This window comes from Roseateles sp. P2_H4 (assembly GCF_056403315.1).
The window spans coordinates 1-25,903 of the sequence record NZ_JBFUFR010000031.1; the positions used below are offsets into that span (position 1 = coordinate 1).

At 67.6% G+C, this 25,903-nt stretch carries 26 protein-coding genes and 1 tRNA gene; 6 read left to right on the forward strand and 21 right to left on the reverse strand.

Annotation, left to right across the window (positions count from 1 at the left end; translation table 11 throughout):
• Positions 1-22: 22 nt before the first annotated feature.
• Positions 23-99 (forward strand) — tRNA-Pro (locus tag AC1DW3_RS21480).
• A gap of 663 nt (positions 100-762) precedes the next feature.
• On the opposite strand, the gene AC1DW3_RS21485 is transcribed toward AC1DW3_RS21480, so the two are convergent.
• Both AC1DW3_RS21485 and AC1DW3_RS21490 read right to left on the reverse strand, forming a co-directional pair.
• The gene (locus AC1DW3_RS21485; protein WP_477934679.1) at positions 763-1,080 is read right to left on the reverse strand and encodes a type II toxin-antitoxin system RelE/ParE family toxin; all 318 of its coding nucleotides are present in this window, start codon (positions 1,078-1,080) and stop codon (positions 763-765) included.
• Positions 1,077-1,313 (reverse strand): type II toxin-antitoxin system ParD family antitoxin, encoded by a 237-nt coding sequence (locus AC1DW3_RS21490; protein WP_477934681.1) that lies wholly within the window; start codon positions 1,311-1,313, stop codon positions 1,077-1,079. The genes AC1DW3_RS21485 and AC1DW3_RS21490 overlap by 4 nt, the downstream gene beginning before the upstream one ends.
• Positions 1,314-1,551: 238 nt before the next feature.
• Here AC1DW3_RS21490 and AC1DW3_RS21495 point away from each other — a divergent pair, with 238 nt between their 5' ends.
• The gene (locus tag AC1DW3_RS21495) at positions 1,552-1,695 is read left to right on the forward strand and encodes a hypothetical protein (RefSeq protein WP_477934683.1); all 144 of its coding nucleotides are present in this window, start codon (positions 1,552-1,554) and stop codon (positions 1,693-1,695) included.
• A 159-nt stretch (positions 1,696-1,854) separates the two neighbouring features.
• Here the strand turns inward: AC1DW3_RS21495 and AC1DW3_RS21500 are convergent, their stop codons facing one another.
• The 7 genes from AC1DW3_RS21500 to AC1DW3_RS21530 form a co-directional block, all read right to left on the reverse strand.
• Positions 1,855-2,250, reverse strand: coding sequence for a hypothetical protein (locus AC1DW3_RS21500; RefSeq protein WP_477934685.1), 396 nt, complete (start codon positions 2,248-2,250; stop codon positions 1,855-1,857).
• A gap of 186 nt (positions 2,251-2,436) precedes the next feature.
• Positions 2,437-2,787, reverse strand: coding sequence for a transposase (locus AC1DW3_RS21505; RefSeq protein WP_477934817.1), 351 nt, complete (start codon positions 2,785-2,787; stop codon positions 2,437-2,439).
• Positions 2,669-3,331 (reverse strand): transposase, encoded by a 663-nt coding sequence (locus AC1DW3_RS21510; RefSeq protein ID WP_477934687.1) that lies wholly within the window; start codon positions 3,329-3,331, stop codon positions 2,669-2,671. The genes AC1DW3_RS21505 and AC1DW3_RS21510 overlap by 119 nt, the downstream gene beginning before the upstream one ends.
• A 6-nt stretch (positions 3,332-3,337) precedes the next feature.
• Positions 3,338-3,883 (reverse strand): hypothetical protein, encoded by a 546-nt coding sequence (locus tag AC1DW3_RS21515; protein WP_477934689.1) that lies wholly within the window; start codon positions 3,881-3,883, stop codon positions 3,338-3,340.
• A gap of 333 nt (positions 3,884-4,216) precedes the next feature.
• A complete protein-coding gene (locus AC1DW3_RS21520) occupies positions 4,217-5,779 on the reverse strand; it encodes a methyl-accepting chemotaxis protein (protein ID WP_477934691.1) in 1,563 nt (520 codons plus the stop codon).
• A 166-nt stretch (positions 5,780-5,945) separates the two neighbouring features.
• Positions 5,946-7,376: a sensor histidine kinase gene (locus tag AC1DW3_RS21525; RefSeq protein ID WP_477934693.1), complete on the reverse strand. Its 1,431-nt coding sequence runs from the start codon at positions 7,374-7,376 to the stop codon at positions 5,946-5,948.
• Positions 7,377-7,386: 10 nt separating this feature from the next.
• Positions 7,387-8,067 (reverse strand): response regulator transcription factor, encoded by a 681-nt coding sequence (locus AC1DW3_RS21530; protein WP_477934695.1) that lies wholly within the window; start codon positions 8,065-8,067, stop codon positions 7,387-7,389.
• Between the two features lie 191 nt (positions 8,068-8,258).
• On the opposite strand from AC1DW3_RS21530, the gene AC1DW3_RS21535 reads away from it, so the two are divergent.
• The 4 genes from AC1DW3_RS21535 to AC1DW3_RS21550 all read left to right on the forward strand — a co-directional run bounded on the left by AC1DW3_RS21535 (position 8,259) and on the right by AC1DW3_RS21550 (position 12,305).
• Entirely contained in the window at positions 8,259-9,221 is a 963-nt protein-coding gene (locus tag AC1DW3_RS21535) for a Bug family tripartite tricarboxylate transporter substrate binding protein (protein WP_477934697.1), read from the forward strand.
• Between the two features lie 167 nt (positions 9,222-9,388).
• On the forward strand, positions 9,389-9,898 hold the full coding sequence (locus tag AC1DW3_RS21540; protein ID WP_477934699.1) for a tripartite tricarboxylate transporter TctB family protein: 510 nt from the start codon (positions 9,389-9,391) through the stop codon (positions 9,896-9,898).
• Positions 9,899-9,911: 13 nt separating this feature from the next.
• Positions 9,912-11,396, forward strand: a complete 1,485-nt coding sequence (locus tag AC1DW3_RS21545; protein WP_477934819.1) for a tripartite tricarboxylate transporter permease — start codon at positions 9,912-9,914, stop codon at positions 11,394-11,396.
• 258 nt (positions 11,397-11,654) lie between these two features.
• Positions 11,655-12,305: a hypothetical protein gene (locus AC1DW3_RS21550; RefSeq protein ID WP_477934701.1), complete on the forward strand. Its 651-nt coding sequence runs from the start codon at positions 11,655-11,657 to the stop codon at positions 12,303-12,305.
• Here AC1DW3_RS21550 and AC1DW3_RS21555 read toward each other — a convergent pair.
• The 12 genes from AC1DW3_RS21555 to AC1DW3_RS21610 form a co-directional block, all read right to left on the reverse strand.
• Positions 12,224-14,311: a hypothetical protein gene (locus AC1DW3_RS21555; RefSeq protein ID WP_477934703.1), complete on the reverse strand. Its 2,088-nt coding sequence runs from the start codon at positions 14,309-14,311 to the stop codon at positions 12,224-12,226. The genes AC1DW3_RS21550 and AC1DW3_RS21555 overlap by 82 nt on opposite strands.
• A complete protein-coding gene (locus AC1DW3_RS21560; RefSeq protein WP_477934705.1) occupies positions 14,308-14,679 on the reverse strand; it encodes a hypothetical protein in 372 nt (123 codons plus the stop codon). Before AC1DW3_RS21560 ends, AC1DW3_RS21555 begins: the two co-directional genes overlap by 4 nt.
• A 61-nt stretch (positions 14,680-14,740) precedes the next feature.
• Positions 14,741-17,038 (reverse strand): DEAD/DEAH box helicase, encoded by a 2,298-nt coding sequence (locus AC1DW3_RS21565; protein WP_477934707.1) that lies wholly within the window; start codon positions 17,036-17,038, stop codon positions 14,741-14,743.
• A gap of 40 nt (positions 17,039-17,078) precedes the next feature.
• Positions 17,079-17,720, reverse strand: a complete 642-nt coding sequence (locus AC1DW3_RS21570; protein ID WP_477934709.1) for an RpiB/LacA/LacB family sugar-phosphate isomerase — start codon at positions 17,718-17,720, stop codon at positions 17,079-17,081.
• A 256-nt stretch (positions 17,721-17,976) separates the two neighbouring features.
• The gene (locus AC1DW3_RS21575) at positions 17,977-18,414 is read right to left on the reverse strand and encodes a PaaI family thioesterase (RefSeq protein ID WP_477934711.1); all 438 of its coding nucleotides are present in this window, start codon (positions 18,412-18,414) and stop codon (positions 17,977-17,979) included.
• 7 nt (positions 18,415-18,421) lie between these two features.
• Positions 18,422-19,213, reverse strand: a complete 792-nt coding sequence (locus AC1DW3_RS21580) for an SDR family oxidoreductase (RefSeq protein ID WP_477934713.1) — start codon at positions 19,211-19,213, stop codon at positions 18,422-18,424.
• An 11-nt stretch (positions 19,214-19,224) separates the two neighbouring features.
• On the reverse strand, positions 19,225-21,021 hold the full coding sequence (locus tag AC1DW3_RS21585) for an acyl-CoA dehydrogenase (RefSeq protein WP_477934715.1): 1,797 nt from the start codon (positions 21,019-21,021) through the stop codon (positions 19,225-19,227).
• Positions 21,022-21,026: 5 nt separating this feature from the next.
• Positions 21,027-21,449 carry a PaaI family thioesterase gene (locus tag AC1DW3_RS21590; RefSeq protein ID WP_477934717.1) on the reverse strand — a complete coding sequence of 141 codons (423 nt, stop codon included), beginning with the start codon at positions 21,447-21,449 and terminating at the stop codon, positions 21,027-21,029.
• Position 21,450: 1 nt separating this feature from the next.
• The gene (locus AC1DW3_RS21595; protein WP_477934719.1) at positions 21,451-21,876 is read right to left on the reverse strand and encodes a PaaI family thioesterase; all 426 of its coding nucleotides are present in this window, start codon (positions 21,874-21,876) and stop codon (positions 21,451-21,453) included.
• On the reverse strand, positions 21,876-23,051 hold the full coding sequence (locus AC1DW3_RS21600) for an acetyl-CoA C-acyltransferase (RefSeq protein WP_477934721.1): 1,176 nt from the start codon (positions 23,049-23,051) through the stop codon (positions 21,876-21,878). The genes AC1DW3_RS21595 and AC1DW3_RS21600 overlap by 1 nt, the downstream gene beginning before the upstream one ends.
• 13 nt (positions 23,052-23,064) lie before the next feature.
• A complete protein-coding gene (locus AC1DW3_RS21605; protein ID WP_477934723.1) occupies positions 23,065-25,158 on the reverse strand; it encodes a 3-hydroxyacyl-CoA dehydrogenase NAD-binding domain-containing protein in 2,094 nt (697 codons plus the stop codon).
• A gap of 142 nt (positions 25,159-25,300) precedes the next feature.
• The gene (locus AC1DW3_RS21610; RefSeq protein WP_477934725.1) at positions 25,301-25,684 is read right to left on the reverse strand and encodes a hypothetical protein; all 384 of its coding nucleotides are present in this window, start codon (positions 25,682-25,684) and stop codon (positions 25,301-25,303) included.
• Between the last annotated feature and the right edge of the window lie 219 nt (positions 25,685-25,903).

Genomic DNA, 25,903 nt, shown 5'->3' on the forward strand with positions numbered 1-25,903 from the left:
CGGCTATACTGCTTGGCTCAGTCGGGGCGTAGCGCAGCCTGGTAGCGCACTTGCATGGGGTGCAAGGGGTCGCGAGTTCGAATCCCGCCGTCCCGACCATTTTTATTGAAGTAGATCAACGGCTTAGCAGCTTCGGCAGCTAAGCCGTTTGTCCTTCTGGCCGCAGATTTGGGCTCCAGGGGTACACCCAGGGGTACACCGGCGCCGGGCTTGCAGGTTGTGAGAGCCTGACCCGGGACGCGAGCAGCTCGCATCGGCCCAAAGCGTCCTATGCGCCCTCGTCCAGGACGCGACCTTTGCACCGCGCTTGCCCTTCAGCATCACCATGTAGGTTCTCTGAACGCGTTCAAGAGCGCCGGGTGTGTCCTTCGGAGCAGTGAGCTGCAGTAGAGGAATAGCACACGTCATGGAGCCAAATGAAGATCTTGCATCGGCTCTTCGGCGCTGGAGATACCGCGCCACATAGTGACGCGACAGACCGCCTCTACCTCGAAAGTGAAGTTGGCAACGGGATCGGCGATGTCTTCGAGACCTCGTGCGGCGATGCGTGGGTCTGTTTCATGCAGCACCTCCTCAACGACACGACGCAGCTAGGTTCGGCGGTCGTGCGGGTTTTCTCCGGCTTACACGAGCGAAATGCGGTTCCGCCGATTGAGCAGATCGCCGGCGAAACGACGTCGTTCTATGCACACGTGATTCCCGCGGCGGGAACGACTCTGCAGTTGTGGCGGGAAGTGGGGACTGCAAAGTCAATGGTCGGGCTCAGTCGTCCACGACTGCGATGTATTCGGGGTCTTGTCGCTGCCCAACCAAGCGGACGACGAGCACGTAATCTGCGCGCTCGAAGTACCAGAGCGAAAGTGGAAAGCCGTCCAAGCGCCAAGCGCGCAGCCCATCGATGTTGAGGTCTTGGCCGATGGCCGGTGAGCCCATCCCAGGCTGTTGCTCGAGCGCATGCAGCGCCTTCTTCATGGCGTCGACCAGTTTCTTCGCGACCCGCGCCCCGGCTTCGGTGCGGTAGTACAGAACTTCGTCGCGGCGGTCTTGCTTGGCCGTCGGCGTCAGACGTGCAGGCTTCAATTGCCTCGGCCGTCGGCGATGGCGTTCAGTTCAGCCCAGTCGTCGCGCGTGTCCGCCGTTCCCGGGCCGCTGGCTAGGCCGTCCTCGACCAGGGCGCGCAGTCGCTGGAGTCGTTGCTCGCGCTGGTCCTTTCGAATCAGTTCGCGCACGTACTCACTGGTGTTGCCGTACTCGCCGGACTCGACCCGCCGGGCGACGAAAGCGCGCAGGGCGTCCGGGAGGGCGATGTTCATGGTGCCGGTACTCATGAGGGAAGCTTGAGCCCTTTGGCAACTGTTGTCAAGACATCTGGAATTCCTACGTAGGAGCTTCCAGCCTCAGAGTGTTGTCTCACTTTGTCCGAACAACGTTCGCAGCCGCCCGATCGCCCGTTGTCGGCCAGTATCCGTAGCCGCAGCGGGACGCCCATTGCACTTGTATACCCATTTCCAGCTTCTCTTCGCTGAGGCAAAACGCAATGTACGGAACGCGATGAAGTTCAACTTTCAGATCAGGAACCAGCTGGCCGTTCACGAGACTCCAAGTTGCGAGCGGCTCAGTCTTGAAGGGGTGCCCCAAATCATCAATATCAAAGAGGCGGAACAGCGCAACTGGAACATCGTGCGCGTCTACTGATGCGCCCATCTCGCGCTAAGCGCGGGTGATCCAGACTTCTGCAGCATCAAGCAGTGCCATTTGAGCCATAACGTTTGAGATAACCGGCATGACCCGGCTTGCCGGGACATGCCCGGTTGATTGAAGGGTTATGCGGAACTTTGAACGAGAGCAACATGACTACTCGACCGAGGTAATCACAATGTTGCCGCTTTGCTTGTTGTAGCTCACGGTGTGCCTGCCATTGGTGAACTGGTGTTCTTGCGGGCTGACAGACGCTGACCACTCGGGCTCTGGCAACGCTTTGCTGAGATTCTCTATTGATGCTACCGATAGAAGGCCTTGGCGCGGCAGGTTTGCGAACCACTTGTGCTTGCCGCTCCATTCAATGGGACATGCACTGGCGGAAGCTCCGGAACAGATGCGCTTCGCAATGAGCTCAATCTCAGCTTTCTGCACCTGGGAGAAGGAATGCCTTGGCTGGGAGGCAAACAGCATGATTGCGGCGAAGAACGCCACCGGCAACGCAATGAATGTGAGGATCGCGCGCTTGGATGAGAGGTTGATCGCAGTCACATGCCGCCTAACGAGGCTGGGCAATAACCCGATTTCCGCGATGCCCGCAGCGGCTGATCACCGTAGATGCTGAAGATTTCTTCATCGTTTGATGCATCGAGCCGCCGGCCCGATTGGATTGGACCTTGTGAATGCCCTGTGTGGCGCTTCTGGTGCCTTGCTCGCGTTGCGCATCTTTCGCATTCCTCATGAGCGTTCGCCTCTGTTGGCGATTTTCTCGATGTTGTGCACCAGGCAGAACAGCCGCCACTGCGTGCCGACCTTGTCCTTGCCGCGCAGCGTGAAGCGGCTCAGCCGCTTGTTATGGCGCAGGTTGGCTAACATCGGCTCGACGGTGGCGATGCGCTGGCTGTAGAGCCGGCGACCTCGGGGGCTGTCGATGGCCTTGCGCATGTGGTGCAGCGGGTCTTGAGGATCGTCAGGCATTCGAGTGTGCAGCGCCACCGTTTTGCACGTGGCGTCTGGCTTGCGGATGCATTGAGCGCGCTGCGCGCAGCTCTTGCAATCGCTGGCGCTGGCCTTGAAGTCCTGCCGCAGGTACAGCCCCACTTTGTACAGCGCGCCACTGCTTCGCAGCGTGCAGCCCGCCGGGCAGGTGCAGGTGTTGTCGCCGTGGAAGACGAAGTCGCCTGTGCCGAAGAAGCCCTTGACCTTCGGATTGGGACTTTCGCCTCGCGATCGCTTGTCGGCGAGCACTTCGCCCTTGGCCTTGTGCTTGGCCTGCTCGGCGAAGCTCGTCGCGCTGGCGCATCGCGTTGTCGGCCACGAGGGCCGGGATGGCGGCCTCCCACAAGGCCTGGACGTTGTCGTTGGAGTGGTAGCCGGCGTCTGCGGTGATCAAGGTGTCGGGCGCGCGCACTGCGGCCGTCGCTTCGATCATGGGCAGCAGCATGTTCTGTTCTGAGCCTGATCCCGTCACCTCGGCGGCCACGATGATCTGGTTCTCGCTGTCCACCGCCGCCTGCGCGGCGTAGCCCTGCATCACGCCTTTGCCTGTGGCCATCTTGGCGCTGTCGGGGTCGGTCACGTTGCTCTTGAACTCCTGGCCACGGTCGCTGCGCCGTGGCTCGTTGCGGGCCACGAATACTCATGGCGGCGCCGGGCGGTTCTGTAGTTCTTCCAGGGGGCGCAGCAAGCGCTCGGTCACGTCGGCGGGCAGGTCTTGGTGGGCGACCACCGCAGGCCAGAGCACGACGGGCGGCCGCACAAGCAACGGGGTGTCGAGTTTGACAACGTGCAGGTCGTCGTTGAGGTATTCCCGCTGACCACAATGCCGGGCTCGACACGACAGGCGCAGACCGAATCGACATTCACGCCAACTGCAAATGCGTCCGATGTATCGCGGGTCGGGGTGGGCCAAGAAGATGTCGGCACCGCTGTTGCGGGTCTGGCCCCTGCCCTTGAGCTGGCGACCCAGCCGAGCCAAGTCGGTCAAATCCATCAACGGCTCAACCGTGACCAGCACGTCGGCATCTTTGGGGTTCAGCTTGGGTGTGGTCAATGAACCAATCAGCGCGATGCGAAGCACGCCCGGCAAGCGGCACACTTGGCCCGTGAACTGCAAGACGCCATCGAGCAGGAAGCTGCGCAACGGTGGCGTGAGGGGCGGCGGCTCGCGCGGCGTGTCCGGCATGTCGTTCACTTTGAGGCTTGCCAGCCTACAAGAACTGGCGTGATGCCTCAACGACCGGTCCGACGGTTGCAGTGGGGATCGCGAAGTTGACGAGGATCGAGGCAGCGGAGCAGCAGCCCCACCGCAAGCACAGTCAAATCGTTGGCTGGACTGCCACAGCACGATGAACTGGGTACTTCCGTTTGATCACTTTGCTGACGCCCGCGACGCTTGGGCCTGCGGCCGCCATGGGTTGGTAGCGAGTTCGAATCCCGCCGTCCCGACCATTTTTATTGAGTAGATCAACGGGATAGCAGCTCAGGCCGCTAACCCGTTTTTCATTCTGGCCGGCCATCAGGCGTGGGCGGTCTTGAACTGCCCGATCACGCCCAGCAGCCCCGAGGCCTGCTGCTGCAGGCTTTCGGCCGCGGCGGCACTCTGCTCCACCAGCGCCGCGTTCTGCTGCGTGCCCTGGTCGATGGAGGCGACGGCCTGGTTGACCTGGCCGATGCCGCTGCTCTGCTCGGTGGCCGAGGCGTTGATCTCGGCCATCAGGTCGGTCATGCGGCGCACCTGGCTGACGATGTCGCTCATCGTCGTGCCGGCCTCGCCCACCAACTGGCTGCCCGCCTCCACCTTCTCGACGCTGGCGCCGATCAAGCCCTTGATCTCGCGCGCCGCCTGGGCGCTGCGCTGGGCCAGGGCCCGCACCTCGCCCGCCACGACGGCGAAGCCGCGGCCCTGCTCGCCGGCGCGCGCCGCTTCCACGGCCGCGTTCAGCGCCAGGATGTTGGTCTGGAAGGCGATGCCGTCGATGGTGCCGATGATGTCGGCGATCTTGCGGCTGGACGCGCTGATCTCGCCCATGGTCGTCACGACACGCTGCACGACGTCGCCACCGCGTCCGGCCACCTCGGTGGCTGCGCTGGCCAACTGGCTGGCCTGGCGTGAGCTCTCGGCCGTCTGCTGCACGATGGAGGTCATCTGCTGCATGGACGCTGCGGTCTGCTGCAGCGAGCTGGCCTGCTGCTCGGTGCGGCTGGACAGGTCATGGTTGCCGCTGGCGATCTCCTGCGAGGCCGTGGCGATGCTGTCGGCCGACTGGCGCACGCGGCCCACCATGTCGACCAGGCCGTCGTTCATGCGCTTGAGCGCCGCCAGCAGCTGGCCGGTCTCGTCCTGGCGGTCGACGACGATGTCGGAGCTCAGGTCGCCCGAGGCGACGGCCTCGGCCAGGCGCACGGCGCGCTCCAGCGGCCGCGTAACGGCATTGCTCAACGCCAGACCCAGCAGCACGGCGGCGGCCACGGTGGCAGCGCTGACGAGCAGCATCACCAGACGGTCGCGGTCATAGGCGCTCTCGGCCTGCTGCACGCGCGCGATGGCCGACTGCTCCTCATAGGCGATGAAATCGCCGGTGGCCTTCAGCAGCGCCGCGAGCAGCGGCCGGCATTCGGCATTCATCTTGGCGATGGCGTCGTCACGCTTATCGTTCAAGGCCATGCCGACAATGGACAGGGCCACCGGTCCGTACTGGGCCTCGACGCGCTCCATCTCGCCCACCAGAGCGGCGTCGCGGTCGCCCAGGTCGCCGGCCTTGGCCAGCGCCTGCTTGAGCTTGGCGAGGGACTGCTGCATGTCCTCGTGGGCCTTGGTGACGGCCACTTTTTCGACGTCGCGATCTGCCGCTGTCATCACCAGCACCAGATTGCGGGCCGCGATGGCGCGCCGCGAGGCGGCGTCGCGCACGTCGTTGGCCATGCGCTCACGCTCGCCAACGCCCTCGAGGTAGCCGGTGAAGCGCCCGTTCGAGCGGCTCAGCGAATTCAGGGCCAGGCCCGACACCAGCAGCACGACGGCCGCCAGGGAAGCAAACCCAAGCATCAGCTTGGTCCTCAGGCGCAGATGGTTCAGCATCGCTCGACTTTCAGTTCATGACGCGACGAAACGGGAGCCCGCGACAAGCGGAATGCACCCTGCGTCCGTTGAACGCCACTCTAGGGATCACCACCCAGGCATGCTGTGGGGAGTTCTGGACCGCCGCTGTGGGGGGGGGCACGGAAACCGGCGGCAGCGGCCCGGCTCAACCGTGAGGAATGCTCGGCGCTACCGACAAAGGCAACCGTACGCGGGCATCCAGACCCGACACGCGGGGGCCCTCCATGCGGTTGCTCAGTTCGATCTGCCCGCCCAGCGAATGCACCAGGGCCTGGCAGATCGCCAGCCCCAGGCCCGAACCCTTGCCGGCGTCGCCAACGGCAAAGGGCAGGAACAGCCGCTCCTGCTGCTGCTGCGTCAGCCCCGGCCCGCCATCGGCAATCAGCAGCTGCGCCCATGCGGAGTCGACCGACAGTGCAATGGACAGCCGCCCACCACTGCCGGTGTGCTGGATGGCGTTGTGCAGCAGATTGCGCGTCAGCTCCCGCAGCGCCCACTCGTGGCTGTCGACGGCGGCCGGCTCGGTGTGGATATCGAAGTCCAGGCCCTGCTTGGCGATCAGCGGCGCCAGGTCCAGCGCCACGGCGCGTGTGATCTCGGCCCAGTCCTGCGTCGGCATTGCCTCGCCGGGCTGGCGCATCTGCTCGGCGCGCGCCAGCGCCAGCATCTGGTTGGCAAGCTGGGTGGCGCGGTTCACCGTCGTGTCGATTTCGGCGAGGGCCTGCAGGGGCTCCACATCGCCCTGGCGGGCCGACTGCACCTGCACCTTCAGCACGGCCAGCGGCGTGCGCAGCTGATGCGAGGCGTCGCGCACAAAACGTTTCTGGTGCTCCAGCAGGCGGGACTGGCGGGTCAGCGCGTCGTTGGTGGCGACTATCAGCGGCGTCAGCTCGATGGGAAGGTCAGGCGCCTGCAGCGGGCTGAGATCGTCGGCGTCGCGGGCGCGCAGGGCGGCACTGAGTTCACGCACCGGCCGGGTGGCGCGCTGCACCACTGTCCAGACGACGATGGCGATGACGCCCAGCAGCGCCGCCTGGCGCCACAGCGTGTCCAGCAGGATCTGACGCGCGAGGCCACGGCGCAGGTGCAACGTCTCGGCGACCTGAATGGTGGCCAGGCCCATGCCGGTCTGGCCGGACACCGGCTGCAACAGCACGGCCATGCGCACCGGCTCGCCGCGGAAGCGCGCGTCGTAGAAGTCCACCAGCGCCTGGTAAGCGCCCTGGTCCGGCAGCTTGCCCGTCCAGTCGGGCAGGTCCGCGTCGCCAGACACCAGCTCGCCCTTGAAGCCGCGCACCTTGAAGTAGAGCCGGCTGCGGCCATCGGTCTCGAAGGCCTCCAGTGCCGAATAAGGCACCGGCGCCAGCAGCCGCGCCTGCTCACCGCTGCCCGCCACGCCGAGCAGTTCGCCGATGGCCTTGGCCGAGGCCAGCAGCGTGCGATCGTAGGCAGTGTCAGCGGCGGCCAGCGTCTCGCGGTACAGGCTCACCGTGTTGACGGCCACCAGCAGGCCCACGGGCAGCAGGATGCCCCACAGCAGACGGGCGCGCATGGAGAGGGCGGCGAGGCGCTTCATCGGGTGCAGCTCAGTCGTCCGACTGAAGCAGGTAGCCCAGACCGCGCAGCGTCACGAGCTTGGCGCTGCCCGCTGGCAACCGCTTGCGCAGCCGGTAGGCCACCACCTCGATGGCGTCTTGCTGCGCGTCCGCCGCGTCTGCAAACACCAGCTCGAAGAGCTTGTCCTTGGCCACCGCCTGGCCCGGCCGCACGAGCAATGCGCGCAGCAGTGCAGCCTCGCGCGGTGCCAGGTCCAGCGGCTGACCCTGGTGGTAGACGGCGCCGCTCGCAGCATCGGCGCGCAGGCCGCAGAAGGTCGGCGCGTCCAGTGGACGGGCCTCGCTGGCCTGGCCCTGGCGGCGCACCAGCGCGCGGATGCGGGCCTCCAGCTCGTCGAGGTCGAAGGGCTTGGGCAGGTAGTCGTCGGCGCCGGTGTTCAGGCCCAGGATCTTGTCGCCCAGCGTGCCGCGCGCCGTAATGATGATGACGGGCGTCGTCAGCCCTTCGGCGCGCGCCTGGGCGAGCACGTCCAGGCCGTCCAGGCCGGGCAGGGACAGGTCCAGCAGCACGACGTCGGGCACGCTGGCGCGCCAGCGGCTCAACGCCTTCGCGCCGTCGTCGCAGATGACGACCTTAAACCCGCGCCGCTCGAAGGAGCGCTGCAGCGTCGTCTGCATCGCGACGTTGTCCTCGATCACCAGCAGCTTCATGGGCCGGCAGGCTAGCACTGCAATCCGATGGAGACAGGGTTGAGGTTTACCCCGAGCCGATGGACAGCGGATTGACAGCCTCTCTGTCAAACATGCCACCTGTAAAACAAAAACCGGCCGCTTCCTCATCGCGAGCGGCTCGGCCATCATGTCGGGGCGAGATTCGCCCCGAGACGACAAGGAGACAAGCAATGCGTCGCGATACCTTTCTCAAGTCCCTGGCGGCCCTGGCCGCCGCCGGCGCATGGCCGCTGTCGGCCAACGCGGCCGGCGTGCCCATGAAGATGATGATTCCCGCCAACCCCGGCGGCGGCTGGGACACCACCGGCCGTGCCTTCGGCAAGGCGCTGCAGGACGCGGGCCTCGCGTCATCCGTGCAGTTTGAAAACAAGGGCGGTGCGGCCGGCGCCCTGGGCCTGGCCCAGTTCGTCAACGCCAGCAAGGGCGACCCGCATGCCCTGCTCGTCATGGGCGCCGTCATGCTGGGCGGCATCATCACGGGCAAGCCGCCGGTCAACCTGTCGCAGGCCACGCCCGTCGCGCGGCTGATCAGCGAATACAACGTCTTCGTCGTCCAMGCCGCCTCGCCGCTGAAGGCGATGAAGGACGTCATCGACCAGCTCAAGAAGGACCCGGGCAGCGTGAAGTGGGGCGGCGGCTCGCGTGGTTCCACCGAGCACGTCGCCGCGGCCATGATCGCGCGCGATGTCGGCGTCGATGCGGCCAAGATCAACTACGTGCCCTTCCGCGGCGGCGGTGAAGCGGTGGCTGCCATCCTGGGCGGCAACGTGACCGTCGGCGGCAGCGGCTTCAGCGAGTTCCAGCCCTATCTGGAGAGCGGCAAGATGCGCGCCATCGCCGTCACGTCGCCGCAGCGCATCAAGGGCGTGGATGCGCCGACGCTGAAGGAGCTGGGCATCAATGTCGAGATCGGCAACTGGCGCGGCCTCTATGCACCGCCCGGCATCAGCGCCGAACAGCGCAAGGCCCTGACCGACATGGTCGTGCAGGCCACCAAGAGCAAGAGCTGGGCCGAATCCATCGAGAAGAACGCCTGGACGCCCGCCCTGATGACCGGCCCCGAGTTCGACGCCTTCGTCGATCGCGAGTTCGCGACGCTGCGCGCCATCATGGTCAAGTCTGGAATGATTTGAAGCCCCTCGTCTGGCCACGCTGCGCTGAACGCGCGCGTGTCCAGCCGGTCCCCCGAGGGGACGGCGATGCTCGCGGCATCGAGCCGCGAGCACATCGCCAAAGGCGGGCCGGCTAGGGAGCGGCCCGGCGCTCGGCCCGCAATACTCAAGTCACAAAGGCGATCCTCATGAGCAGCAACCCTTCCATGAACGGCCAGACGCTCGTCGGCGTCGGCGCCCTGATCGTCGGCGCCGTGATGGCCTATGGCGCCACCTTCATCTCGTCGGAGGCTGGCTATGCCGGCGTCGGGCCCAACGCCCTGCCCTGGCTGGTGTCGGTGGTACTGATGATCTGCGGCGGCTGGCTGGTCTGGGAGGCGCGCAGCGGCGGCTTTCGCGAGATGGAGGCGCCCTCGGGCGCCGAACGTGCCGACTGGCATGCCGCCGCCTGGGTGGTGGCGGGTGTAATCGCCAATGCCAGCCTGATCACCACGCTGGGCTTCATCCTGTCCTGCGCACTGTGCTTCGCACTGGCCGTGCGCGGCCTGCGCATCTCGGAAGGCAAGCCGGGCGGCGCGCTGAAGAGCAGCCTGCTCGACCTCGTCACTGGCATCTGCATCTCAGCGCCGGTGTTCTGGCTCTTCACCAAGCTGCTGGCGATCAACCTGCCCGGCCTGACGGCCAGCGGCTGGCTGTAAGGAGGACGCCATGATGGATCTCTGGACCCAACTGCTCGGCGGCTTCGCCACCGCCGGCACGCCCATCAACCTGATGTGGGCCTTCCTCGGCTGTGTCATCGGCACGGCCATCGGCGTGCTGCCCGGCCTGGGCCCGGCGGTGACGGTGGCCATGCTGCTGCCCATCACCACGCAGGTCGAACCGACGGCCTCATTGATCTTCTTCGCCGGCATCTACTACGGTGCGATGTACGGCGGCTCGACAACCTCCATCCTGCTCAACACCCCCGGCGAGACCGGCACCATGGTGACGGCGCTGGAGGGCTTCAAGATGGCCAAGAGCGGCCGCGCCGGTGCGGCCCTGGCTACCGCAGCCATCGGCTCCTTCGTGGCCGGCACCATCGCGACGGTGCTGGTCACGTTGTTCGCGCCCATCGTCGCGGACTTCGCCGTCACGCTCGGCCCGCCGGAGTACTTTTTGCTGATGCTGCTGGCCTTCACGACGGTCAGTGCGGTGCTGGGCAAGAGCACGCTGCGCGGCATGACCTCGCTCTTCATCGGCCTGGCACTGGGGCTCATCGGCCTGGACCAGATCACTGGCCAGGTGCGCTACACCGGCGGCGTGCCCGAGTTCATGGACGGTATCGAGACCGTGCTCGTCGCGGTCGGCCTGTTCGCCGTGGGCGAAACGCTCTACATGGCGCTCTACGAAGGCCGCAGCACGCAGGATCTGAACAAGCTCGGCAGCGTGCACATGACGCGCCAGGAATGGAAGCGTTCCTGGCCCGCCTGGCTGCGCGGCACGCTCATCGGCTTCCCCTTCGGCACCATTCCCGCGGGCGGCTCCGAGATCCCGACCTTCCTCAGCTACGCCACGGAACGCAAGCTCAGCAAGCACCAGGAGGAGTTCGGCACCAGCGGCGCCATCGAGGGCGTGGCCGGCCCCGAGGCCGCCAACAACGCAGCGGTGACGGCCACCCTCGTGCCGCTGCTCACGCTCGGCATCCCGACCTCGGTCACGGCGGCCATCCTGCTCAGCGCGCTGCAGAACTACGGCATCCAGGCCGGCCCGCAGCTGTTCACCACCTCGTCGACCCTGGTGTGGGCGCTGATCGCTTCGCTGTACATCGGCAACGTCATGCTGCTGGTGCTGAACCTGCCGCTGGTGGGCCTGTGGGTCAAGCTGCTGAAGATCCCGCGGCCGCAGCTGTATGCGGGCATCCTGATCTTCGCCACCGTCGGCGTCTACGGCATGCGCCAAAGCGCCTTCGACCTCTTCCTCATGCTGAGCCTGGGGCTGATGGGCGTCGTCATGCGGCGCTTCGACTTCCCGACCGCACCCGTCGTCGTCGGCATGATCCTTGGGCCGCTGGCCGAGGCCCAGGGCCGCAACGCCCTGTCCATCGGCAGCGGGCACTGGAGCGTCTTCATCGAGAGGCCGCTGTCCGTTGGCCTGCTGGTGCTGCTGGTGGTGGTGCTGGTGCTGCCGCGGGCGATGAAGCTCATGCGTCGTCGCTGAGACGACTGCGGGCGGCCCTAGCGCCGCCCTCGCTGTTTTTAGGACCAGCCGCAATTGCCCCGGGAGGGGCGCGGTCGCTCCCATGAATCCGCTGCAATGGATTCTTCAGGGAGCGCCCAATGAGGCTTGAAAACTACAACGTCGCCAGCTTCGAGGACGTCGGGGTCGCCGACGAACCGATGGCGGCCACTGCCGCGCCCGCGGTCGAGCCCGCGCCGGAGCCTGAAGCACCCAGCACCCAGCACCCTGCTGAGCGAGATGGCGCAACAGCCGCCAGTGGTCACGCTGACGCCACCGCCGGCGCCCGTCCCGCCTGAGGCCAGGCTTGCCGACACGCCGCGGCAGCAGCCTGGCGCCGAAGACGCGGACGCCCGCGTCAAGCCCCTGGCCAATGCCGCCGAAGCGCCGGCCGCCCCCAGTTGGCAAGGCATGAGTCTGCCCAGCGCCGCACCCAGCCCTGGACCCGGCATCGACGCCGCAACCTTTGCCCGCATCGAGGCCATGGGCAGCCGCGACTCCTCCGCCGGAGGCAGCCGCGGTGGGGGCTTTGGTGGCTTTGGTGCCGGTGGATTCGGTGGCGGCAACGAGACCGAGACCTGGGATTACAGCTACTCCGGCGTCGACGGCGCTCCGGACGTGAACATCTCGGTCACCTACCAAGGCGATACGCCGGTCAGCTCGATGACGACGACCACGCTGAGCGACAGCGGCTCGAGCGTGAGTTTCATCCCCCAGGAAGTCATCACCCTGCCCACGCCGACGGGCATCTCCGACCTCGCCGCTGATGTGCCGCCGACATGTCGACCTGGGCCTGCGAGGGCTGGCGCTCAGAACGGGTCCTTGAACTCCATCGTCAGGAAGAAGGCGCCGCGCGCCTCGCCGGCCTGGCGGCGCAGGTTGACCATATAGCCCAGGCTGAAGTCCACGCTGTCGACCAGCGTCACGCGCAGCCCGGTACCCACGCCGATGCGCGTGCGCGGGCCCGCCTGGCGCGGGCCGAGGTTCACGGCGTCGAGCAGCAGCAGCGGGCTCACGGCGATGGCGTTGACCTCGTCCATCAGCGTGTCCACGATGTGGCGCACCGGCTCGATCTCGCGGCGCGCGGCCTGCTCGGCCAGCTTGGGGTCGGCCGCGGCGAACCATTGCACCAGCCGTGCGACGGAGGCCTGCAGCGCCGCCGCTTGCCGCGCGATCTCAGGCGCGCCCAGCCCGGCGCACAGCGCCACCACCTGCCCCAGCGTGTTGGCGGTGTCTTCGCCGGGCAGCAGCTCGGTGAACAGGCCCAGTTGCGCGAGGCTGGATTCCTGCAGCACCTGGGCGACTTCGTTCTGCGCCTGCGCCAGCTGGCCCTTGCAGCTGGCGAAGGCATCGGCACCCGTGCTGCCCGCCGCGGGCTCGGCCGCGGCGACGGCGCCGCCGAGTGCGGTCAGCGCCTGCTGCACCTGTGGCAGATGGGCGATGGCCTGCAGATAGGTGGGCAGCGTCGTGCGGTTGTCCGCCGCCAAGGCACCCACGGCGGAATCCAGCTGGCCACTCAGCGCAGCGCGAACCTGGGCGTCGTGGTAGGCCTCGGCGGGCACCAGCGGGCGGTTGTAGACCGGCAGCGCCGCCGTCAGGCTCAGCGCCGCGAAGCGCCGGTAGCCGGGGTGGGCGCTGCTGCCGGCCAGCGCATTGGTGCCCAGGCTGCGCAGCAGCGGCGCCGCACGGATCTGCCATTCCTCGCCGCCGGTGAAGCGCTGCTCGCGCCCGCCGGCAAAGAAGCGCACGCTGTGCGGCACCACGCCCGGCTCGCGCAGATGGCCGAAGCTGAGCCGCGTGTCCAGCGACAGGCTGCGGTGGTCGGCCACGGGCCAGCGGCCCTCGTGCGCGATGTCGACGATCTGCTTGACCCAGTCCAGGCCCGCACCGCCGCTGCCGGCGCCCCACTCGACCGCATAGCTCATGGCCAGGCTCTGCCGCGCCAGCCGCGCCGTGGTGCCGGCCATCAGCTTGAGGGACTGGTAGTGCTGGTCCGACACCAGGCCGGCGGCGAAGTCGTCCTGGCCGCCGCTGCGGTGCTCGCCGGCATCCAGCGCGGCGCCCACGCGCAGCGGCAGGCCCCAGTTGCCCAAGGGACGGGTCTGGGCGATCAGCAGCCCTTCGACACGGCTCTGGCCCAGCCGCGACACGGCCTTGGCGGGAGCCGATTGGTCGGCATAGGCCAGCCGCCAGGCCGTGTGGGCCCAGGTGCCGCCGCTGTGTTCACGCCCGCCCTGCAGCGCCATCGCCAGGTCGTGCAAGCGGTCGCTGGCATAGCCGTCGACGGCGAGCGAGCTCCAGTAGGCGTCGGCGCCCCCACCGCTGCGCTTGTACAGCGCCGACGCGCCCCCGCCCATGCCCTCGCCGGCCTGGTAGCCCAGGCGCGGCTGCAGGCGCAGGCCTTGGCGCAGGGCTTCCTGGCCGGACTGCTGCTCGGGCGCCGCCGTCTCGCGCTGCCGCGACTCCCAGCTCAGGCCCACCGAGGTGGAGGCCTTCATCGCGTAGACGAAGAACACCAGCTCCAGACCCTGCGGCGTGCAGCTCACCGTCAGCGGCAACACGCGGCCGCCGACGCGCGCTTCGAGATCCATGGCGGCAAAGGGCAGCGCCGCGATCTGGTTCCAGACTGCCGTGACCTGGCTGGCGCTGTACGGTGTGCCGAGCAGCGGCGCGGCCAGGGCCTTGGCCTTGTCCAGGTCCGCACGTATCCAGGGCAGGAAGGCCAGCGGCGTCCTCACGTCCACGGAACGGATGACCAACCCGCCCCAGGCGCCGTTGGCCGGGCAGGCAGCGTCGGCGGCGACCACCTCATTGCGCCCGGCCTGCGGGTCGGCGGCGGCGACTGCGGGCACCAGCAAGGCCAGCGCCCAGCTCGCCGCCAGCAGCGAGGGGTTCACCGCTTGAGCAAGGTGCGCTGGATGGTGGCGTCGGCCGGCTGGCCACCCGGCTGCTGGCTAGCGAGGGCGGCGTTGGCTGCCGGGCCGGCCAGGAAGGCCGCCTGCGTGGCGCTCAGGCCGTTGGTGGCGGTGGCGGCGGCCTTGCTGTGCAGCTCCTTGTCCACCACCACGTCCAGGCTGACGCGTGCGTCGCCATAGGCCACGGCCTTGTCGTCGCGGCGGAACAGCTTGAAGTGGATGGTCCAGGTCGGCAGGCCGTTGTCGTCGCTGACCTTCTCCAGCCCGAACACGATGCGGCGCAGATCGTCCTTGGTGTTCACGACAAGGTCGACCTTGATGTTGGTGATGACGTGTTCTCGGGTGGTCATGGCAGTCTCCTGGTCGATGGCGATGGACGCGGCATGAGTAGGCCGCTGGACCGCGGCGCGGTCATCCGTAGGAATGGGGAAGCTCGGCCTCCTCCAGCGGTGCCAGCAGCAGATTCAGTTCGGGCGCGCTGAACTTGCTCAGGGCGCCGCCGTCGTCGCTGCCCAGCAGGCCGTCGGCCAGCGCCCGCTTGCGCGCCTGCAGCTCCAGCATGCGCTCCTCGATGCTGCCCTGGGCGACGAGCTGGTAGACGAAGACGGGCTGGTCCTGGCCGATGCGGTGGGCGCGTGCGCTGGCCTGGGCCTGCACGGCCGGGTTCCACCAGGGGTCGACATGGATGACGGTGTCGGCCGCGGTCAGGTTGAGCCCGACGCCGCCGGCCTTGAGGCTGGCGAGCAGGATGGGTTCCTCGCGCGCCTGGAAGCGGCGCACGACCTCGCCGCGCTGGGCAGCCGGCGTCTGGCCGGTGAGGCGCAGATGCGGCAGCTGCAAGGCATCCAGCTCCGCGGCGATCAGGTCCAGCATCTCGGTGAACTGCGAGAACACCAGCAGGCGCCGGCCCTGGGCGACGAAGTCGGGCAGATGCTCGCGCAGCCATTCCAGCTTGGCGCGCTCGAGACCGTGCGGCATCTCCACGGCCTTCAGCAGCAGCGGGTCGCAGCAGACCTGGCGCAGCTTGAGCATGGCATCCAGCACGCTGATGAGGCTGGTGGGCGTGAAGCCGTCGCGCGCCAGGATGCRCCTCACCATGTGGTCGGCCGCAACGCGCACGCTCTCATAGAGCCGCTTCTGCTGGCCCACCAGCGTGACGCGCTTGACCAGCTCGGTCAGCGGCGGCAGCTCGGTCGCGACTTCGGTCTTGAGCCGCCGCAGGATGAAGGGCCTCACACGCGCCGCCAGCAGCCGGGCGCGTGGCCCGTCGCGATTCACCTCGATGGGCTTGCGCCAGTGGCGCGCGAAGTTGCGCGAGTCGCCGAGGAAGCCCGGCATCAGCAGGTCGAACAGCGACCAGAGCTCGCCCAGGTGGTTCTCCAGCGGCGTACCGGTCAGCGCGAGGCGGTGACGGGTGTCGAGCCGGCGCAGCGCACGCCCGGCGCGGGCCTGAGCGTTCTTGACGGCCTGGGCCTCGTCGAGGATGAGCAGATGCCAGGCTTGGGCCGACAAGGTGCGCAGGTCGCGCCAGACGAGGTTGTAGGTGCTGAGCACGACGTCGACGTCGCTGAGCTGCGAGGCCTCGCGATCGGCGCCGTGCCAGGTCATGACCTTGAGCCCGGGCGCGATGCGGGCGGCCTCCTGCTGCCAGTTGAAGAGCAGCGAGGTCGGCATGATGACGAGGGCCGGCCGGTCCAGGCGCCCGGCCTGCTTCTCAGTCCAGATGTGGGCCAGCGCCTGCGCCGTCTTGCCCAGGCCCATGTCGTCGGCCAGGATGCCTGCGAGGTTCTGCTCGCGCAGGTATTGCAGCCAGGCCAGGCCGTGCAGTTGGTAGGGGCGCAGTGGCAGGCCGAGACCTTCGGGCTGCGGTGTCGAAGCTGGCGTGCCGGCCGCGAGCAGGCGCCGGCCCAAGGCCCTCAGGCCTTCATCGCCATGGATCTGCCAACGACCGCGCGACTCGTCCTCGATGCAGCGGATGCGGTCGGCGTCCCACTCATTGAGCTTGAGCGGCTTGCCCTTCTCGAGCTCCACGGGCTTGAGCAGGTCCAGCAAGGCCAGCATGATGGCCTTCAGCGGCGCGGCGACGGCGTGATAACGCCGCCCCCCGGGCGCACGCAGCGAGACGATGGCGTCGTCCTCGATGGCCGCGATGGCCACGGCATCCAGCCAGCGCTTGTCACGGCGCAGCAGGTTGGCGATCAGCGGCGCGAGGTCAATCTGCTTGCCGTCGACCTCCATGCCGAGGCTGACCAGCCAGGCGCCGGTGCGGCGCTCCAGGCCCAGGCCTTCGACGCGGCGGCCGGGCTTGGGCGCCTCGGGTGCAGCTTCTTCTTCCGTGAGGCCGAGCTGCCAGCCACTGACGAACTGGCTGTGGTGGGCAAAGCCTGGCTCGGTCGTGACCTGCCAGCCCAGGGCCTGCAGCTCGGGCACCTTCTCGACATGAAAGTCGCCGAAGAACTCTTCCTGGACCAGGGTCCACAGCGAAGGCCCCAGGGGCTGGGGCGCACCGCGCCACTGCAGCAGGGCGGGGTCCAGCGGGACGAGGCCCCGCGTCAGCAGCGCCTGCTCGGCTTGGGCATTAGCCGAAGCCAGCATAGCCACCGTCACCTGCTCGCCGCGCGGGCCGAGGGGGCCGCGCGGGCGCAGGCCGAGCAGGCCGTCGCCGCGCGTCAGCGTGCGCAGCGTGAGGTGGGGTGGTGCAACAGACATCGCGACAGTCTCGCAGCCCGCGAGACTGTCGCAGCCGAGATCAGGAGGCCAGGACAGCCTTGATGTGGCTGGCGATGGCGTCGTCCTGGCAGTTCGTGAAGAACAGCTCCTGGAACTTCTCGCCCGACACGGCGGCCTTCAGCAGGTCCTGGTCGACGGCCTTCAGCGTCGTCAGCATGTCCTTGCAGGAAGCAGCCTTCAGGTCCTTCAGGATGCCGCGGTTCTTGGCCATGATGGCGGCGCGCTCCTTGGGGTAGCCGGCGCCGCGCTCGTTCTCGAGCAGCTTGCGGTAGCAGTCCTGCAGGTTCAGCTCGGCGGCCCAGCCGAAGCCCTTGGCATAGGGCATGGACATGCAATTGCCGTCATTGATCTGGCCGAACAGGAAGGCGTCGGTCGGGTCGATGACGAGGCCGCAGAACACGCCGGGCATGGAATTGCAGGCCAGCATGGAGCCCATGCCGGTGCCGCAGCCGGTGACGACGAAGTCGGCGGCCTTGGAGTTCAGCAGGATGCCGGCCAGCAGGCCGTTCATCACATAGGTCAGCGAGGCCTTGTCTTCCGGCGTGTACATGCCGTAGTGATGCACGCTGTGGCCCAGCGGCTCGGCGACGGTCTTGAGGGCGTTGTGGACGATCTCGGACTTGGCAGCCTGGCTGTTCTCGATGATGAGGGCGATCTTCATGGCGGGTGGCTTTCGGGCGGAATGAGGGCGCAGGCGGCTCGGGGACCGCCCGGTGCAGGGGCTCTTCGCTCCGGCCAGAGGGGCCTTGAGCGGGGGGCCGTCATGCCAGGTGATCGGGGTGGGACTGCATGGTCCGCGTCCACCTGGCCAACCGCGCACCCCGGGGTGGGATGCAGACGCTGGCGCTATTGTGCCAAATATTGGAACGGCGTTTCAGAAAACACCGCTCAAACCCAAGCGCAGCGCGGGGGCTCTGTCAGTCGCCTTCCCCACCCAGCGGCTTCAGCTGCCGGCCAGCCGGCAAGGCCCGCAAGTATTTGAAGGTGCCGGTGGCATGGGCACAGAGCTTGTCGTCCGCGCCGAAGACCGAGCCCTCGCAGAAGGCCATGGTCGTCGAGCGGTGCAGCAGCTTGCCCACCGCGCGCAGTTCGCCTTCGCCGGGGCGCATGAAGCTGGTCTTCATCTCCACCGTGACGACGCCCGGCCCCAAATCAGGCAGGTGCCGGTTCACGCTGCGCGCCGCGTGCGCCATGGCCACATCCAGCAGCGTCATCACGACGCCGCCATGGGCCACGCGCCAGGAGTTCAGGTGCTGTTCGCTGATCGTCAGCCGCAGCTCGGCCTCGCCGTCGCCGACCGAATGCAGCGTGAAGCCGAGTTGCTGGACGAAAGGAATGTGGACCGGGAACTCCATCGCCCGATCATCCCCCGTGAATGGCGGACACGCCGCCGTCGACGGCCAGGATCTGGCCGGTGATGTGCTTGCCGGCGCGCGACGCGAACAGCAGGGCCGCGCCCTTCAGGTCGTCGTCGTCGCCGATGCGGTTCAGTGGCGCGTGGGCGGCCATCTTTTCCTCGCCGACGGCGGCCAGCAGGCCCTTGGTCATCTTGCTCGGGAAGAAGCCCGGCGCCAGCGCGTTGACGGTGATGCCGTACTGGCCCCACTCGCCGGCCAGCGCGCGCGTGAAGTTCACGGCCGCGCCCTTGCTGGTGTTGTAGGCGATGGTCTTCATGACGGCCGAGTTGCCGCCGAGACCCGCGATGGAGGCCACGTTGATGATGCGGCCCGACTTGCGCGGGATCATGCTGGCCTTGGCCACCGCCTGCGCGAAGACGAAGAGGCTGCGGATGTTCAGGTCCATGACCTTGTCCCAGGCCTCGATCGGGTGCTCCTCGGCAGGCGCGCCCCAGCTGGCGCCGGCGTTGTTGACGAGGATGTCGATCTGGCCGAGGCGCTCCATCGTTTCCATGACGACGCGCTGCGCGTCTTCTTCCTTGGCCGCGTCGGCCGCGATCCAGCGGGTGTCGATGCCGCGTGCCTGCAGATGGGCAGCAGCCTCTTCCAGGTCGGCCGCCTTGCGCGAGGTCAGCATGATCCTGGCGCCGGCTTCACCGAGCGCCTCGGCGATCTGCAGGCCCAGGCCGCGCGAGCCGCCGGTAACGAGGGCCACTTGGCCGCTGAGGTCGAAAAGGTCTTGAACCTTGGTGCTCATCAAAAGTCTCCTTAGAAATACTCAGGCTTCATCTCGCGGCACAGCGGCTCGCGTCGTGCGACGACGTCCAGCCAGGCGCCAATCTTGGGCAGCTCGTAGGCAAAGAAATAGCGGGCGGCGGCGCGCTTGCCCTGGGCGAAGTCGCTGTCGCCGTTGACGGCCAACATCACGTCCAGCCAGATCCAGGCCAGCACGGTGTGGCCGAAGGCCTGCAGATAGGGCGTGGCATTGGCCAGGGCCTCCTCGGGCTCGCCAGTGCTCCAGGCCTTCTTGGTAGCGCCGCCGACTTGGGCCAATGCAGCAGCCAACTGGTTGGCCTGCGGCGCCCAATCGGTCTCCATGGCGCGCTCGATCGTCTGCTGCACGCGGGCGGCCAAAGCCGCCAGCGACGCCCCGCCCTGCTGCACCACCTTGCGACCCAGCAGGTCCAGCGCCTGGATGCCGTGGGTCCCCTCGTGGATCATGTTCAGCCGCTGGTCGCGCCAGAGCTGCTCGACGGGAAAGTCGCGTGTGTAGCCATAGCCGCCCAGCACCTGAATGGCCAGCGAGTTCGACTCCAGGCACCACTCGCTCGGCCAGCTCTTGGCGATGGGGATGAGCACGTCCAGCAGAGCCTGCGCCTCGGCCTTGGCGTCGCCCGTATTGAGCTCGTCGACAAGGCGGGCGCAGTACAGCTCCAGCGCCAGGCCGCCTTCGACATAGCTCTTCTGCGCCAGCAGCATGCGGCGCACATCGGCGTGTTCGATGATGGGCCGCTGCGGGCTGGCGGCGTCCTTGCCGGCCGCCGTCATGGGCCGGCCCTGCGGGCGCTGCTTGGCGTATTCGAGGCTGGCTTCGTAGCCGGCATAGCCCAGCATGACGGCACCGAGACCGACACCGATGCGCATCTCGTTCATCATGAAGAACATGCAGCGCAGGCCCTCGCCGGGCTTGCCGACCAGATAGCCGACTGCACCGGACTTGCCACCCGGCTGGAACTTGCCCTCGCCGAAGTTCAGCAGGCAGTTGGTGGTGCCACGGTGGCCGAGCTTGTGGTTGAGCCCCGCCAGCGCGATGTCGTTGCGCTCGCCGGTCAGCCGGCCATCGGCACCCACCATCTGCTTGGGCACGATGAAGAGGGAGATGCCCTTGGTGCCGGGGATCAGCTTGCCGTCCGGGCCCGGCACCTTGGCCAGCACCAGGTGGACGATGTTCTCGCGCAGCTCATGCTCGCCGCCCGAGATCCACATCTTGTTGCCGCGCAGCCGGTAGCGCGGGCCGAGGACGTCGTTCTCGTCCTCCAGCTCGGCGCGCGTGACCACATCGGACAGCGACGAGCCCGCCTGCGGCTCCGACAGGCACATGGTGCCGAACCACTGGCCGGCCAGCAGCGTCTTGGCGAAGACCTCGCGCTGGCGTTCGCTGCCATGCTCCATCAGCAGATTGGCGTTGCAGGTCGTCAGCACGGCGTAGGAGCCGGCGTGGACATTGGCCTTGCTGACAAAGGTATTGGCGGCCGTCTCGACGAGGCAGGGCAGTTGCATGCCGCCCACGTCGTAGTCGTGGGTCGCGGCCAGCATGCCGGACTCGACCAGCGCATCGACCGCCTCCAGCGTCGCCGCCGGCAGGTGCACCCGCTCGCCATCGAAGCGCGGCTCCTCGGTGTCCATCAGCCGGTAGCTGGGCGCGAACTTCTCGCGGGCGATGCGCTCGCAGGTGTCCAGCACCGCGCCGAAGGTCTCGCGGGAATGGTCGCTGAAGCGCTCGCGGGCCGTCAGGTCGGCGGCGTGCAGCCAGTCGTAGAGCAGGAAGTCCAGGGTCTCGCGCATTGCTGCTAATCCTGTTTCGTGACGGCCATGGTGCCGCTGGCCTTGGCCACGAGCCTGCGCTCGCCGCCCGTCGCCACCGCATACACCTCGGCCTCGGTAAAAGAGACTTGTCGGCCGGGCTTGATGACCCAGGCCTCGCATTCCAGCCGCTCGCCGCTCGCGCCGCGCAGCAGGCTGGTCTTGAATTCAGCCGTCAGCACCCAGTGGCCTTCAGCAGCCATAGTTTGTGCCGCGGCACCCATCGAGTGGTCGGCCAGCGCCGCGACGACGCCAGCGTGGACAACGCCGGTGTGCTGGCAATGCCGCTTGGCAATGACGAGCTGGGTGCTGACGCGCCCCGGCTCGACCGCCGTCGGCTCCACGCCCAGGTCGACCATGAAGGGCGCCGAGCGGAAAAAACCGCGCAGCGTGTCGAGGTCGACCTGCATCTCAGTCCTGGGAAAGACGAACGATGGTGCCCTGCGCCAGTGCGCAGAGCTTCTCGGCGCCGTCCTTGACGGCGAAGACCTCGCAGCGGCACACCGCCTGCGTCTTGCTGACGGCATCCGCGCTGGCGCGGGCAATCAGCCGCTCGCCCACTGCGGGGCGCACGTAGTTGATCTTGAACTCCGAGGTCACGACGGGCACCTGCATCGCGGTACCGCCGGCATAGGTCAGCGCGTTGTCGGCCAGGTAGCTGACGATGCCGCCGTGCGCAAAGCCGTTCTGTTGCAGGTGCTCAGGCTTGAGCGCGAGTTGCAGATCGACCTGGCCCGGTGACAGCGCCTCGAGTTCCGAACCGAGCAGCACGCTGAACGGCTGCTGGGCGAGGACCTCGCGGCCCATCGCCAGAAAGACCTCAGGCGAGACGCTCATCAGAGGACTTCGAACACGCCCGCAGCGCCCATGCCGCCACCAATGCACATCGTCACGCACACCCGCTTGGCGCCACGGCGCTTGCCTTCGATGAGGGCATGGCCCGTCAGGCGCTGGCCCGACACGCCGTAGGGGTGGCCGACGGCAATCGCGCCGCCATTCACGTTCAGGCGGTCCATCGGGATGCCCAGCGTGTCGGCGCAGTACAGCACCTGCACGGCGAAGGCTTCGTTCAGTTCCCACAGGTCGATGTCGGCGACCGTCAGGCCCAGCTTCTTCAGCACCTTGGGGACCGCGAACACGGGGCCGACGCCCATTTCATCGGGCTCGCAGCCGGCCACAGCGAAGCCGAGGAAGCGGCCGATGGGCTTGAGGTTGTGGGTGGAGGCGTATTGCTCGCTGACCAGCGCGCAGGCGCCGGCGCCGTCGCTGAACTGGCTGGCATTGCCGGCGCTGATGACGCCGCCCGGCAGGGCCGTGCGCAGGTCCTTGATGCTGTCGTAGGTGGTGCCTTCGCGCAGGCCTTCGTCGGCGTTGACGGTGACTTCCTTGCTCATCAGGCCCATGACCTTGTCGGCCACGCCCATGGTCGTCGTCACCGAAACCATCTCGGCGTTGAACAGGCCGGCAGCTTGCGCGGCGCAGGCCTTCTGCTGGCTGCCGGCACCGTACTGGTCCATGCGCTCACGCGAGATGTTGTAGCGCTTGGCCACGTTCTCGGCGGTCTGCAGCATGCTCCAGTAGATCTCGGGCTTGAGCTTCAGCAGGGCCGGGTCGGCCAGCATGTGCTTGTTCATTTCCTGCTGCACGCAGGAGATGCTTTCCACGCCGCCAGCGACGTACACGTCGCCTTCGCCCGCGATGATGCGCTGCGCGGCCATCGCGATGGTCTGCAGGCCGCTGGAGCAGAAGCGGTTGATGGTGACGCCGCTCACCGTGACCGGCAGGCCGGCCTTCAGCGCGATCTGGCGCGCGATGTTGGCGCCGGTGGCGCCTTCCGGGTTGGCGCAGCCCATCAGCACGTCTTCGATGGCGCCGCCATCGATGCCGGCGCGCTCGACGGCGGCCTTGACGGCGTGGCCGCCCAGCGTCGCGCCATGGGTCATGTTGAACGCGCCCTTCCAGCTCTTGGTCAGCGGGGTGCGGGCAGTGGAAACAATCAGTGCGTTGCTCATGTCGTGTCCTTGATCAGGTGAAGCTCTTGCCTTCGGCGACCAGGCGCGCGAGCAAGGGGGCGGGCGTCCAGAACGCGCCGTCGTCCATCGGGTTCTTGGCAAAGCGCTTCATCGCCTGCACGACGTTGAAGAGGCCCAGCGTGTCGGCGTAGCACATCGGGCCACCACGGAAGATGGGGAAGCCATAGCCGGTCAGGTAGACCATGTCCACGTCGGATGCGCGCTGGGCGATGCCTTCTTCCAGCAGATGCGCCGCCTCGTTGACAAGCGAGAACACCAGGCGATGCACGATCTCTTCGTCGCTGATGTCGCGCTTCTTGGCGCCAATGGCTTCGCGGTGCTTGGCCAGCATCTCCTCGACCACAGGCGACGGGATGGCGTCGCGCTTGCCGGGCAGGTAGTCGTACCAGCCGGCGCCCGTCTTCTGGCCGAAGCGGCCCAGTTCGCACAGGCGGTCGGCGCTGGCCGAATACTTCATGTTGGCGCGCTCGACGGCGCGACGCTTGCGAATCGCCCAGCCGATGTCGTTGCCGGCCAGGTCGCCCATGCGGAACGGGCCCATGGCAAAGCCGAACTTCTCGACCGCCTTGTCGACCTGTTGCGGGCTGCAGCCCTCGTCCAGCAGGAAGCCGGCCTGGCGGCTGTACTGCTCGATCATGCGGTTGCCGATGAAGCCATCGCAGACGCCCGACACGACGGCCGTCTTCTTGATCTTCTTGCCAATGGCCATCACCGTGGCCAGCACGTCCTTGGCGGTTTCCTTGCCGCGCACGACCTCAAGCAGCTTCATCACGTTGGCCGGGCTGAAGAAGTGCATGCCCACCACGTCCTGCGGGCGCTTGGTGAAGGAGGCGATCTTGTCGACGTCCAGCGTGGAGGTGTTGGATGCCAGGATGGCGCCGGGCTTGGCGACGGCGTCCAGTTGCTTGAACACGGCCTCCTTGACGCCGATCTCCTCGAACACCGCCTCGATGATGAGGTCGCAGTCCTTCAGGTCGTCGTAGCTCAGCGTGGTGCTCAGCAGCGCCACGCGCTGGGCGTACTTGTCTTCCTTGAGCTTGCCCTTCTTGACCTGGGCCTCGTAGTTCTTCTTGATCGTCGCGACGCCGCGGTCCAGGGCTTCCTGCTTGGTCTCCAGGATGGTGACCGGGATGCCGGCGTTCAGGAAGTTCATCGAGATGCCGCCGCCCATGGTGCCGGCGCCGATGACGCCGACCTTGGCGATGGTGCGCAGCGGCGTGTCTTCGGGCACGTCGGCGATCTTGCTGGCGACGCGCTCAGCGAAGAACAGATGGCGCAGCGCCTTGGACTCGGGTGTCATCATCAGCGCCGCGAAGCCCTCGCGCTCGGCGCGCATGCCGTCGTCGAACTTCAGGTTGACGGCACCGGCCACGGCTTCCAGGCAGCGCAGCGGCGCCGGGAAGTTCTTGCTCATGCCGCCCACCATGTTGCGGGCGAACTGGAAATAGGCCTCGGCGTTGGGGTGGCGGGCCTTGAGCTCACGCACCTTGGGCAGCGGGCGCTTCTCGGAAACCTCTTCGGCGAACTTGACGGCGGCATCGACCACGTCGGCGTCGACGATCTTGTCGAACAGCTTCTGGCCCGGGACCATGGCCAGCATCTGGGCCTCCACCGGCTCGCCGCTGACGATCATGTTCAGCGCGGGCTCCACGCCCAGGGCGCGCGGCAGGCGCTGCGTGCCGCCGGCGCCAGGCAGCAGGCCCAGCTTCACTTCGGGCAGCGCGACCTTGGTGCCGGTCTGCGCGACGCGGTAGTGGCAGCCCAGGGACAGCTCCAGGCCACCGCCCATGCAGACGCTGTGGATGGCGGCGACGACGGGCTTGCTGCAGTTCTCGACCACCGAGATGAGGCTCAGCAGATTGGGTTCGGCCAGAGCCTTGGGCGAGCCGAACTCCTTGATGTCGGCACCACCCGAGAAGGCCTTGCCGGCCCCGGTGATGACGAGCGACGTGATGGCCGGATCGGCTTCGGCGCGCTCGACGCCAGCGGCGACGGCGGCGCGGGTGGCGAAACCCAGACCGTTGACCGGCGGGTTGTCGAGCGTGATCACGGCAACACTGCCGCGAACTTCGTAATGGGCTGTCATGGGCACGACCTCGGTTGGCGGGCCCACTGCGTCTGCTGCAGCCGGCCCAGAATAGAACGACCGTTCGATTCTAGGCAGCGTGCTCGCAGCAGTCTTGTCCCGGCAGTGACAAGGCCCTGCGCGGGGTGTGCTCAGCGCTTCCCTAGTATTGGGAGCGTGGCATCACTACCGTGTCCTTGAAGGGCTTGGGCGCATCCGGCGCGGCAGGCGGCTGCAGCTTGGACTCGGCATAGAGGCGCGCAGCCACGGCGGGGTCCACCGCCGGTGGCACTTCCGGTGCAGGCGCCGGGCGTGCCCCTGGCCGCACGGCCAGGCGCAGCTCGTGGCATTCGCGCTGCAGCTGTTCGACCTGCTTGCGCGCCTGCGTGAGCTGCTGGGCGCCGAGCTGGCGGGACTGCTCCACATGCGTCACGCGCTCGTGCTCACGCTTGAGTCGCTTGGCTGCCCAGGCGTAGACAGCGCCCCCGCCCAGCACGCCGCCCACGACGACGCTGCCCACCAGCTGCAACAGTTGACCGTTGTCCATGTTTTCTCTCCCCGACACCGTTGTCCCCCAGGACTGTATCGGTCTGCGGGCGCAGCGCCTGCCAGCCAGGGTTTCCCAGGGGGCACCACGGTACCGCGCCGGCCTTGGACGGCATGCGCCCCGCGGCTAGAGTGCGGGCCATGCTGATTCCGGTCGTCTACCCACCCCGCGATCCCGCGCCGCCGCCCCAGTTTTCCCCGCCGCCGCCGCCAARGTCCG